Raw genomic sequence first — 12,251 nt, 5'->3', positions numbered from 1 at the left:
TAGGTTGCGAGAAAACATGGCAAAAAACGCAGCATAGCTGGTCTATGCAGGTAGTTTTTTGGTATGTTTTATCCACCAAATATGGCCGTTTCCTGATAGGGGCCGATCTATTACGATTCGGAACAGTCCAACACGGTAAGCGCTTAGCTAGCAAACCCTATACCAAAGCCCTATTACGATGTAGTCGATGTACCCGCCGAATCAAGCGCCTATTAACCTCACGATGCTTTACAAACTTCTTATTTGCATTGAGCTTAAGTGGCCTGTTTTTTTCGGCAGTTTCGCTCTCATTGCCAGAGATAGTCTCCGTACCAGTTGCTGATGCAGAAACAGGAGTCTCTTTTTTAGAAGTGCACGCAGTGAGACCTAGGCTAAGCAATAAGGCAAGTAAACAAATCGCATATTTTCCCATGGCTATCCTTAAGTGTTAGAAATAGGCGTTAACAGCAAATAACACAGTATTACTCTTTCGACCCAAATTCAATCGATCAATGGGTAAATAAACCGGTAACAATTGCCCTGTTGCTGTACTAAAAATATTGTAATTGACATCATGTTGAAAACCTAAACTTTGTGTCGTATTTCGCCAAAGAGAAGTCGTGAACGTGATCGTATATTGCCGAGTAGGAAGCAATAAAGCTAAAGACTGTTTCGTAAAACCGTAGCCAAGTGCGATACTGCTTGGCTTATCAAACAATCTAAAGGCATAAGCTCCTTCAAGATCAAACGCTTTGGGTTTTGCTCCTCTACCATCAAAAGTCATGTCGATTGGTGAGAATCGACGGGTAGCAGTCAGGTATTCAGCAATTAAACTGTACCGCCCTATGGTTAAATTACCATAAATATCAAAGCCAGGTACTTTATGAACGAGGACATTCTGTGTTCTGCAAGGAAATGCGAAACCGCCAAAAAGTGTACAACCTTGTGAAAGTTGCCCATTTAATAAAATCCCTTGTGCATCTGCAATATTAGCAATATACCCAAGCCCAATTTCAGTACTCCAATTGTCCTTATTAATAAGATAATCAACACTTGCACCCCATTCATTGATTGCATTTGAATGAGGAGAAGTCACTGTATCGCCACGGTAGCCGTATACAGTAGCATCAAATTCCATGGTATCCGTACTATGACTATACCCAAACAAAACAGGACGTTGGGAAGTAGTAAACAGAGACGCGGTTAAAGGGCTGTTAATCATGTAGCTATTATACTGGCCAAAAGGCAAATACATTTGGCCAATTGATGCATACCAATCGAATTTATTCAGATTTCCAACGGTTATAAAACCCTGATCGACATATACACGAGAATTACCCACTCTCGAACCAAACCGTGGCGGGGTGAGATCTTCCAAAGCAATATTGTCATAGTCAAAACTGAAAAAACCGGTCACCCATTTACCAATCCCTGCAAGACCAGTAATGTTGGCGACAGTTAAATCGATATCACTGTTCGAACGCCCTATATAGGGTGTTAACCAATCAGCTTGCGCAGATAAGGTTCCACTTAATACAAGATAATAATTAGACATATCCTGTTTGGAAAAAGTGTTCTCAAGCTCTTGGCGGTATTGCAGAGCTAGAAGATCTGTATTTTGTTGAGAGAAATTGGTTATTAAATCCGAACCATCATAAGCAGCGGGTTGGCCTAAATAAGGATTAATGGTGGGGAAATACCCGCCTAACCTACGTACATAATCCTTTATATTAGGTGAGCTGCTTTGATTAGCAGCCTTTTTATTAAGTGCTTTTTTACTGGTTCTTTGATCACCGTTTTTAATGTTTACCGTTTCTTTAGCAGCAGAAACCACGATCGGTTTTTTTAAGGGGAGCTTTTGAGCCTTAGCCTGTTTTTCCTGCGGAATTTGCTGCTTTGATTTTGTTGAGGTAGCTGCCGGCTTAAACTTATGCTCACGTTTATGCTCTGCAAGTTCTTTTTTTAATTGTGCAACTTCTTTTCTTAAAGCCCGCGTCTCGTCAAGAAGTGCACGGATTTCCGCAGCACTTAATGTTTCAGCAAAAGCATTTTGCACAAATGAAATGAAGAGAATAGTTATCGCGAACACGAGCTGCAAAATGGGTTGCAGGATATCCCTCTTTTCTTTAATCATGTGCAATAACTATTGATGTGAATGCTCAGCCCCTATTAACCAGGCTTCCTAAAGGCCTACTAGGCAAATATTTCCTGAAGAAAATTGGTCATCGCTTGCCAAGCACGCCGTTCCGCTCTGGCGTTGTAAATCAACCCCAACTGGGCATCGTGGGCATGAGGGTTTGTAAAAGCGTGTTGGGTATGGCCGTACACATGAACCTGCCAATCGGCTTTAGCGATGGTCATTTCAAGGCAAAACTCATTAACCTGTTCAGGCTGAACCATGGGGTCATCGTAACCATGTAATGCTAAGATTTTTGCATGGATAGTTTCATTAGCTAGATTTTTAGGTTTGTTAAGAAGACCATGAAAACTGACCACACCTTTGAGCTCTGCCCCACTGCGGGCTAAATCAAGGGCACATAAACCGCCAAAGCAAAATCCTATAACGGCAATCCGATTAATATCCACTTCCGACATGGCAATTAAAGCATCAAACGCAGCCCGAATACGATCCCGTAATAAGCGGCGATCATTCACTAAGGGCTCCATAAGCGCTGATTTTTCAGGAGTAGAGGCACCAATTCGCCCATTCCCATACATATCCACTGCAAACCCAAGATAGCCCATCTTGGCTAACATCTCCGCTTTTTCACAAGCAAAGTCATTCCGTCCTGACCAATCATGGACTACCAATACGGCTGGTCGTTGTTTATCAGTCGTGTCATCATAAGCAAGGAAACCATGTAACTCTTGTTCACCATGATGATAGAGATAAGTCGATGTGTGCATGAAAAATCCTTGTTCAGCAATAGGGTCTTTGGTGATCAACAAACCCTAATCCAAAAATTGAATTTGAGGTAAAACAAATTTTGCCAGACGCATTTAAAAAATGCGAGTCATAACCAACTTAATTTCCTTAAATTTTTAATTTCATTTGAAATAATGGATTCCCCAATAACAAACTTAGATTCAACTACACTATAAGTAACTCAAACTCACTTCGATTTGGTAGCTTATGAAACCGATTCGTGCCTTTTTTGCTATTAGTCTGCCTGAATCATTACAGAACCCATTAAAGAAAATATTATCTTCGCTCAAGCAAGATCTGCCCACAAAAACAATCCGTTGGACTACCATAGAAAATTTACATATTACCCTACAATTTCTTCGCGAAATTGAATATGCCCACCTCATTCAATTAATTGAGATAGTAAGAGTTGAATTAAAAGATGCGACTGTTTTTCAGCTGGAGTTAGTTAACCTCGAGTTATTTCCTTCTGTTAAACGCCCGCGAGTTGTTGCGCTACAGGTAGAGCCTCATGATGTTCTAGCCGACCTTTCGCACCGAATTGGCCTAGGAATTTCTGCGATAAATTATCCCCTTGAGCGGGGGCAATTTCGTGGTCATTTAACCCTCGGACGCATAGTCCGTCTAGATAAAAATATTCATGATGTGGAGGCCCTTAGAATACCTCAAATTCCAAAAACTGAAATCAATGAAATTTGCCTTTTCGAAAGCAAAACGGGACATAAAAGCCAGATTTACATTCCTTTGGAGCATTTCAAGCTTTCATCCCCTATCACTCCTTCCTGAGGCATAAAATAACTCCATGCTATTTTTTGAACTATGATCAGTTTATAAGCGTAACCATTAATCTTGGGGACGATGGGGATTTATGCCGTTCGGTGAAGTGAACGTTTATTTATAACTCCAGGAAGGATAATAACTATGCGTGCTAAAACACTGACTGAGGTTTGGGACTTAATTCATGCGCAGTTGTGTTATCAATTATTTATTACCCCTATCCACCTGCCCATCGAAAAAGAATATCGGGATTTCGCCCAAAAAGCCTGTGAGTTTTTTGTGGCAAATCGCAACCGCTCAATAAACCTTGACACTCCTCGCCACCATGTCATTCATTGCTTTGAACAGGTTGACAATCCACAAGCAAAAAAAGTACTGATCGCCCATGGATGGTTATCAAGAGCGGCTTATATGTCACGTTTAATTCGTGCCTTGCATCAACAAGGTTATCACGTTTATGCCATCGATTTTCCAGCTCATGGGGAAGCGAAAGGGGTGCAATTGACTTGGACTGATGCCGTGACCATTCTACAGCGAACTATTAATCAAATAGGTCCATTTTATGCGGTCATTGGACATTCGTTTGGTGGCTCAATGTTGTTGAATACCTTAAATTTGGCCTGTCAATTCCCAGAATGGGGACTCGTACAAGAACCTGAGCGCGTGGTTTTAATGTCGTCACCCACTCGCATGCGTACGCCTGTCAGTAAATTGGCAAGGCGTCTCAAACTCAGCGGCAAGGGTTTTATTTTTTTACGCGAGCTTTTTCGCCAACATGCAATAACCGATTTAAAGCATCTTGATTTTCGTCATTTTATCAGGCAATCGCAAACTCCTGTCCTTTGCATTCATGGTGATAAGGACGACTCGATCAGTCCCTATGAATCGGCAATTTTTTGCGAACAATATCGGCATGGCTCTCTTGAACTATTACCTAATGCTGATCACATTAGCGTCCTGATTGACGAGCGCGTGGAATTAAAGGTTTGCGAATTCTTAGCTTAAGCGTTCTATTGCTTGTGTTTAGCAACAACCTTCTAATCCAGTGTTTGACGGTATCGTTTAACACCGATTGCCATAACGACAACCATAAAGGCTACGATGCGTACGACTTCAGGCCAAACTTCCAAAAATCCATTCCCCTTTAATAAAATGCCGCGCACAATTAACAAAAAATGAGTTAAAGGGAGAATACTGCCTACCCATTGAGCCCATTCGGGCATGCCGCGAAAAGGGAACATGAATCCGGACAATAGCATTGAGGGCAGAAAGAAAAATAGGGCCGCTTGAACGGCTTGCAGCTGATTTGTAGCAATTGTTGAAAAAGTTAACCCTACCGCCAGATTGGCTGCAATGAAAGGCAAACAGAGAATCAATAAAAGGATAACACTGCCTTGAATAGGCACACTAAATAAAAGCCTTGAAATTACTAAAATAAGTAATACTTGAATATAGCCCACGATAATATAGGGTAAAATTTTCCCAATCATGACCTCTAAAGGCCTCACCGGGGTAGCAAGTAAATTTTCCATTGTCCCACGCTCATATTCCTTAGTGATAGCAAGCGAAGTGATGACTATCATCGTCATCGTCAACACAACACCGAGCAAGCCTGGCACAATGTTATAAGCCGTTATAGCCAATGGATTATAAACAGCATGGACAAGAGGTTGGTATGCAGGAGAATCACCCGATAAATTCTTTAAAGGACCAACTAACTCTTCCTTTAAAATGAGGTAAGGCAAATCGTTAAAAACAGCAATAGCATTACTCGTCGCCGCGGGATCGCTCGCATCTGCCTCCAACAGTAAAGTCGGTTTCAACCCTTTAACTAAGTCGCGTGAAAAATTGATGGGAAAATTGACAACAAATTGCACTCTGCCTGTTTGCAATAATTCATGGGCCTCCTTTTCGCTGGATGAAGGACTAATAAAACGAAAATAAGTTGAGTTCTCCATTCCCACTAAAATTCTACGGGTAAAATTGCTGTAGTCAGGATTGACAATCGCTGTGGGTAAATGTCGCGGGTTTGTATTAATGGCATAACCAAACAACATCAATTGCATTAAGGGAATACCAATAATCATTGCAAAAGTCCCTTTATCACGACGGACTTGTACAAACTCTTTCGCCATGATGGCAAACATTCGTGTAGCTGACCAAAATTTCAACCGAGTTCTCCTTGAGATTCATTTACCAAACTAATAAATGCATCTTCTAAAGTGGTATCTATTTGCTGCCAACTAATCGTCGGGAAGCGTTTGGCCAAATTAGTTAAGCCAGATTCTATTTTTGCTTTGTCAAATCCACAAATATGAATTCGATTACCGAAAAGAGCTGCTTGAGTAATTTCTTCAATATCCTTTGTTTGACGTAATAGTGAAGTGGTTACTTCGCCAGAAATTTCCCAAGTTTTAAGTTTAGTCATTGAAATGACTTCTTTGACCGTCCCTGTGATCAGTAATTCGCCCCTAGCAAGATAAGCCAATCGGGTACAACGTTCTGCTTCATCCATATAGTGGGTCGAAACTAAAATGGTTACGCCTTGTTCGCTCAGCGTATGAATCTTATCCCAAAATTCTCGTCGAGCAATGGGGTCAACGCCTGCAGTCGGTTCGTCAAGTAACAATAATTCTGGCTCATGCAATAAACATGCTGCCAAAGCAACCCGCTGCTTCCATCCACCAGATAACTCTCCAGTGAGCTGCCGCTTTCTTGCAGTTAAACCCAATTCTTCCAAAGCGCTATTCACCCGCGCTTTTCGGTTATCAATCCCGTAAATACGCGAGATTAAAGTTAAGTTTTCCTGAATAGTTAAATCATTATAAAGACTAAATTTCTGTGTCATGTAACCAACATGTTGCTTAATTTCTTTTGATTCTTTAATGATGTCATACCCCAAACAAGTACCTTGCCCACCATCTGGGGTTAGAAGGCCACATAACATACGAATTGTGGTCGTTTTACCACTTCCATTGGGTCCGAGGAATCCAAATACCTCGCCCTTTTTAATATGTAAATTAATGCGATTAACAACAATGTTGTTATTAAAGGATTTCGTTAAACCAGTAACATCAATGACCTCTTCACTCATGGTAAAATCACCGACACAGGTTGACCCGGTTTAAATTGATGGGGATGCTCAATAACCGCTTTTATACGAAACACCAGTTTATCATTATTTTCACGTGTATAGACAAGCGGCGGGATATACTGGGCTTCAGGAGAAATATAAGTAATCGTGGCTTGATTGGGATTGTTGCAACCTTCACAAATAAAATTAATTTTTTGGCCTCTATGAACAGCAGACAGTTCTTCTACCGGAATGAAAAATTCAATGCGTATATTTTTAGGCGGCAATAAAGACAAGACCGCTTGTTGATTTGGAACAAATTCGCCAACGCGAAAATAAGTATCAAAAATAAAACCATCATCGGGTGCTGAAACACTTTTTTGCGCCAACTGCCATTTAGCTTCATTGAGCTTGGCTGTGACAGAAATAATTTGTGCTTCTTGGGCTTTTATTTGTTCAATGCGGCTACCTAAACGGGCTAATTGTAAATTGTATTCATACTGCTCTTTTAGGTGTTTCTCTTCGTTATATTTAGCAATTGCTGCGTCTACCGTGTCTTTATCAATCGCATTCCTTGCCAATAAGGTAGTCATCCTCTTTACTCTCACTTCAGCAAGTTTTAGTTCAGCATCAGTTTGCGCAATTTGAGCTTTTATTGCTTCAATTTCAGGAGTACGCTTCGGGTTTTCCAAGTCTTTTAACACTTTTTCTGCCTGCAATAGATCAGCTTCGTTTTGTTTAACAACCAATGCTTGTGGATTTTCATCGAGCACAAAAAGTAATTGGCCCTGATGCACTTGATCCCCGCGATTTACTAGCAATTTCTTTAAAATTCCGGAGTTGGAAGAAGCTAAATAAATATTTTCTCCTTCTACATACCCCTGATAAGTTTTAGAATGATCGGACGAGCCACAACCTAAGCTCAGAGCGCTTAAGAAAAATATTGATAAAAATTTCGCACGCATTGCACTCATTTTTTTATTATTTTTATTTAGTATAGTGAATGAAAAGCCTTATGTCCGTTTTAATAAAAATTTATTACTATGAGGTGAATTAGGAAATTTTTGATTAAGGAACTAGCAAGTATGAAATATGACTTAATCGTTTTAGGCGGAGGAAGTGGTGGGATAGCCAGCGCTGTCCGAGCAGCAAAATATGGGGCTAAAGTTGCTGTAGTTGAACAACACCATTTAGGTGGTACTTGTGTCAATTTAGGCTGTGTACCTAAAAAAATCATGTTTAATGCTTCAATGGTTGCGGAGACTTTAAGAAAATCATCCGATTTTGGCTTTAGTCCTATTCATGCCAAATTAGATTGGCAAACCTTGGTGGGCAGGCGCAATGCTTATATCGAGAAATTACGGGAAAACTACGCTAAGCGCTTTACCCAGTACAAAATGACTTATTTACACGGCAAAGGCGTTTTTGTTAACTCGAATACGGTTGATGTGTGTGGAACCCATTATCAAGCAAAGCATATTATTATCGCCACAGGAGGAGAACCGATTATTCCAAACGATTTGGCCGGGGTACAATATGCCATTGATTCGGACGGTTTTTTTTCCTTAGCTGAGAGACCCAATAAGGTTGCAGTAATTGGTAGCGGCTATATCGGGGTAGAATTAGCTGGTGTATTGCATGGGTTAGGAGCGGAAACCCATTTGTTAATTCGAGGCCAACGACCTTTAAGTCGTTTTGATTCCATCCTAGGCGACACTTTACTGGAGATTATGCACCAGCAAAAACTTCATGTTCACCCGAATCACCATGCTAATAAAATTAGCTTACAGCAAGATGGTCGAAAAGCAATCCATTGCAGTAGTGGTTCCGTCATTGCTGATTTAGATACCATCATTGTTGCAGTGGGACGGTCGCCCCGCACATTTGGCCTAAATCTCGAATCGCTTAAAATGGAAAGGGACGAACGAGGGCTTATTACTGTCGATCGTTACCAAAATACCTCCATTCGAGGTATTTACGCCATCGGTGACGTGACAGATGCTCCCGCACTAACTCCCGTGGCTATTGCGGCTGGAAGAAAACTTGCCGATCGCCTTTTTGGTAATCAAAAAGATGCCTATCTAAGTTATGAGAACATTTGCTCTGTCATATTTAGCCATCCACCTATCGGCAGTGTTGGCCTGAGTGAAGAAGAAGCGATAGCTAAATACGGACAAGAAAAAATTAAAATCTATCAGACTCGTTTTTACCCTATGTACGATGCTTTAAGTGAAGAAAAAACACCCACAGTAATGAAGCTAGTTACTCTTGGCGAGGAAGAAAAAATTATAGGAATTCACATTATTGGCTATGGTGCCGATGAAATGCTGCAAGGCTTTGGTGTTGCTGTTAAAATGGGAGCCTGTAAACGGGACTTTGACAACACTGTCGCAATCCACCCGACCAGCGCAGAAGAACTAGTAACGATGGTATAGCATGAACACGACTCGTCCTTTTAATACAAAATATCCATTGTTGGGTAAAAGAGTTTATATTGATCCTCAGTCTGCTGTCATAGGGGATGTCACTTTAGGTGATGATGTATCAATATGGCCCATGGCAGTCATCCGAGGGGATGTTAACTCGATTAAAATTGGTAATCTTTCCAATGTCCAAGATGCGTCTGTTTTACATGTTACTCACGAAGGCCCTTATACTCCAGGGGGGCAGCCACTTATTATTGGTAAAGGAGTAACCATTGGGCACCAAGTCGTTCTCCACGGATGCCATATCGACGATTATTGCTTAATTGGAATGGGGACTTTAATTCTTGATGGTGTTTACATTGAACATCACGTTATGGTTGCAGCCGGGAGTTTAGTGCCGCCAGGAAAGCATTTAAAAACCGGCTATTTGTATCTAGGCAATCCGGCTCGTGCTGTTCGTCAACTTACGAACGAGGAATTAGCGCATCTTGAATATTCCGCTAACCATTATGCCAAACTTAAAGATAGCTATCTTAATCAAGAAAAAGCACTGAACAGAAAATAGCCAGTACTATTCTCTGTGAGAATTCTATTAAGAAAAGGTATAACTCACTTATAGGAATAACTCCCAAATGTCTTCGCTACGATCAAAAATCCTCTGGGTCAGATAAAACTCAAATTTCTATCTATACGCAGGTTGTTTTTATGTCTTTCTTATATTTCAAAAACCTTGCAGAAAAATCAAACCCATATTTTCTCTCTAAACCAAACGTTGGGCGGTCTATCCACAGATTCCTGGAATGATCACTCAAGCTGGATCTCGCGAACAAGTCGCAGGAAGTAGAAATGGAGCAAGAGTCATTTTTTTCTGTTATTTTTTATCTGCATAAAGTTCAAAAACAAATAAATCTGTTAGTTTAATATTCAGTTAAGGTTGGTTTGGTATGGTATACAACTCTGATAATAGAAACGAAGCGTTATCATGCCCAGATTAGCAAAAGAGGTTCACCAGTTTGAGCTCAATTATATTTGTTCATGTTTGTTATTATGCAAAATCCGTACTTCCAGAGACTTAGAGAGAAAGTTTGACTACCTACTCTCACAAATAACTAAGAAAGGGATCTTTGACGATTCCTATACGATCAAAGAACGTATTGCAATACTTAAAAAAGCGCTTAGGCTTTATAATTATGTAAACGAATTCGCAATCAGTATGAGTGATGGCTTGATTGCCACTTTTGATACCCGGCTTAAGACAGTGGATAAATCAGTCCCTGCTCTCCCAATACCAACCGATGATGATTTATCAAATGTAACGAAAAGCTACGACAGGCTTATCAAGGCCTATGATACTGAAGAAAAAATAAATAATCTTATCCAAGCTGCGATAATGGATAAAGACTTCATTGAGGTCCCTTGCGTAATTTTGGGTGCGGGTGACACAGGTACCACATTGTGGCTCGAAAAATTTAAAACGCATCATGGGAAAACTGTAGCCCAATTAAATGATAAAACTCTCCCTCCGGTATTGATGATCGCTGAAACTGCGGGAAGCTGGCATCATGACTACACCTTGGCACAGCGGCACAGCATCCTTGAAAGGGTAGGTGCTGAAAACCCAGCAACTTATCTATCAAGCAAGCATCATGAAGAAAACCCTCACGCTAATGGGCGCCATGTTTATCATGGCAAACCAGGTAAATCTTGGCTCAACCGAAGCGCCACTATTAAAAGCAACCGTTTTGAAAATCGAAAAAAAATCTAATCATGAAGAGGATTGGCAAGTTACTGGCTGCCCATACCGCTTAATTGTTAGAACAGCTAGTGGAATAAAGCCAGTTTATACTACCGAAATAAATGTTTGTACAGGCCTTGGTCCTGCAAAAAATATCCTTTCGGATACCATTCTTGACAAAGACCAATTTATACGTTTAAACCAATTCGATAAGCAAAAGCAATTTACCCCTATAGTAGACGGAAATGACTTTATCTTGACCGATAAAGAAGAGAAAAGTGCAGGTAGAAAAATCGTCATTTATGGCGGAGGGGGTACTGCAGCCGCTTGTTATCGCAAGGGCTTTTTTGGGGATGATATTCGAACTCAAGATCAAAAATTTATAAAAGAAAACCAAAAAAATCAGGTTATATGGATAGCAAGAAATTTTGAAAAAGCAGGCACCGGAAAACTTGCAACAAGTGCCTTGTCAAATGCAAAAATGCGCCAAGAACTGTTTTATGGCGACCTACAAAGCATACAAGAAACCAAAGATAATAGATTGATATTAATCTTTAAAAAAACAGGAGGGCATAAGCAAGATCTACCCGAAATTTTTGAAATTGATTGTGACCAATTTATTTATTCTGTTGGCCAAGATGACAGTTATATGCGATGCGTTTGTGAGGAAATCGAGACAGATTTAACACTGATTACAGATGAAGAGGGCATGGTCTTAAATGTAAGCTCTAAAGACAAGCAAGTTATATTTTTCGGAGCAGCTGCTATGGCAGTCCGCGAAAAAGAATATATGGAGGCCACATGGAAATGGCTACAGTCAGAGAACATTGGCGGGGACGTTGGACCTGGTTCTATGCCTCCTTCAAGAGCACAAATTAAACGCTATACTTTCTTGCAAGGCCATAAACCTATTAGCATTAACGCAAATATGGATAGCAAACACCTAATTATTAAATTTCTTGAAGAGGAAAAAAGCATTCGGCACACAGTGATTCAAGATTTTGTCGCTGACATTCTCCAGGCTAGAAAAGAAAATGCTCCCAGTGGTGCTAGCCGCACCACCATTTACGAATTGTTGGTTAAACATGGACTGGAAAATATAATTGAGATTAACGGCCTTGGGCATCTTGTCAAGAAAGTTGTACCAGCACCGGCACATCCACCCAGTTCTACTCTACTCTCTTGGCTTGGTCCGCAGAGAGAAACAAGCGATGCTATCCCCATCATTTCTTCTGTTAGTGTCGAGAAAAAGCCAACTCAACCTTTCAAAAGCGGAGAAGAGATTTTACAATCTAGCCTCCTTGTATGAGGTATTGACTTATAAAACACCCTTTT

General features: G+C 40.6%; 12 protein-coding genes. 6 read left to right on the top strand and 6 right to left on the bottom strand.

The window, feature by feature from the left end; all coding sequences use genetic code 11:
* Positions 1–157: 157 nt before the first annotated feature.
* From LMI_RS02825 to LMI_RS02815, 3 genes are read right to left on the bottom strand one after another with little or no spacing between them, the layout of a single operon-like run.
* On the bottom strand, positions 158–412 hold the full coding sequence (locus LMI_RS02825) for a hypothetical protein (RefSeq protein ID WP_045098445.1): 255 nt from the start codon (positions 410–412) through the stop codon (positions 158–160).
* Positions 413–427: 15 nt separating this feature from the next.
* The gene (locus LMI_RS02820) at positions 428–2,113 is read right to left on the bottom strand and encodes an LbtU family siderophore porin (protein WP_045098444.1); all 1,686 of its coding nucleotides are present in this window, start codon (positions 2,111–2,113) and stop codon (positions 428–430) included.
* Positions 2,114–2,172: 59 nt separating this feature from the next.
* Entirely contained in the window at positions 2,173–2,886 is a 714-nt protein-coding gene (locus tag LMI_RS02815) for a dienelactone hydrolase family protein (protein WP_045100526.1), read from the bottom strand.
* 226 nt (positions 2,887–3,112) lie between these two features.
* Here LMI_RS02815 and thpR point away from each other — a divergent pair, with 226 nt between their 5' ends.
* Both thpR and LMI_RS02805 read left to right on the top strand, forming a co-directional pair.
* A complete protein-coding gene (gene thpR, locus LMI_RS02810) occupies positions 3,113–3,691 on the top strand; it encodes an RNA 2',3'-cyclic phosphodiesterase (RefSeq protein ID WP_045098443.1) in 579 nt (192 codons plus the stop codon).
* Positions 3,692–3,826: 135 nt separating this feature from the next.
* Complete coding sequence (locus LMI_RS02805; RefSeq protein WP_045098442.1) at positions 3,827–4,687, top strand: alpha/beta hydrolase; 861 nt, start codon at positions 3,827–3,829, stop codon at positions 4,685–4,687.
* Between the two features lie 32 nt (positions 4,688–4,719).
* Here LMI_RS02805 and LMI_RS02800 read toward each other — a convergent pair whose 3' ends face one another.
* Genes LMI_RS02800 through LMI_RS02790 form a run of 3 tightly spaced genes read right to left on the bottom strand, consistent with a single transcriptional unit; the run spans position 4,720 to position 7,720 of the window.
* Entirely contained in the window at positions 4,720–5,853 is a 1,134-nt protein-coding gene (locus tag LMI_RS02800) for an ABC transporter permease (RefSeq protein ID WP_231852210.1), read from the bottom strand.
* Entirely contained in the window at positions 5,850–6,776 is a 927-nt protein-coding gene (locus LMI_RS02795) for an ABC transporter ATP-binding protein (protein ID WP_045098441.1), read from the bottom strand. The genes LMI_RS02800 and LMI_RS02795 overlap by 4 nt, the downstream gene beginning before the upstream one ends.
* The gene (locus tag LMI_RS02790; protein WP_058393266.1) at positions 6,773–7,720 is read right to left on the bottom strand and encodes an HlyD family secretion protein; all 948 of its coding nucleotides are present in this window, start codon (positions 7,718–7,720) and stop codon (positions 6,773–6,775) included. Before LMI_RS02790 ends, LMI_RS02795 begins: the two co-directional genes overlap by 4 nt.
* Before the next feature lie 120 nt (positions 7,721–7,840).
* Here LMI_RS02790 and gorA point away from each other — a divergent pair, with 120 nt between their 5' ends.
* The 4 genes from gorA (at position 7,841) to LMI_RS14755 (ending at position 12,225) form a co-directional block, all read left to right on the top strand.
* Entirely contained in the window at positions 7,841–9,190 is a 1,350-nt protein-coding gene (gene gorA, locus LMI_RS02785) for a glutathione-disulfide reductase (protein WP_045098439.1), read from the top strand.
* A 1-nt stretch (position 9,191) separates the two neighbouring features.
* On the top strand, positions 9,192–9,746 hold the full coding sequence (locus LMI_RS02780) for a gamma carbonic anhydrase family protein (protein WP_045098438.1): 555 nt from the start codon (positions 9,192–9,194) through the stop codon (positions 9,744–9,746).
* A gap of 417 nt (positions 9,747–10,163) precedes the next feature.
* Positions 10,164–10,946: a hypothetical protein gene (locus LMI_RS14760; RefSeq protein ID WP_052679425.1), complete on the top strand. Its 783-nt coding sequence runs from the start codon at positions 10,164–10,166 to the stop codon at positions 10,944–10,946.
* On the top strand, positions 10,828–12,225 hold the full coding sequence (locus LMI_RS14755) for a hypothetical protein (protein WP_154662695.1): 1,398 nt from the start codon (positions 10,828–10,830) through the stop codon (positions 12,223–12,225). The genes LMI_RS14760 and LMI_RS14755 overlap by 119 nt, the downstream gene beginning before the upstream one ends.
* Positions 12,226–12,251 lie beyond the last annotated feature (26 nt).

It is taken from the genome of Legionella micdadei (genome assembly GCF_000953635.1).
In the GTDB taxonomy this organism is placed as follows: Bacteria; Pseudomonadota; Gammaproteobacteria; order Legionellales; family Legionellaceae; genus Tatlockia; species Tatlockia micdadei.
The sequence above is the reverse complement of the archived record's forward strand: the minus strand, read 5'-3'. Positions and strand labels throughout refer to the sequence as shown.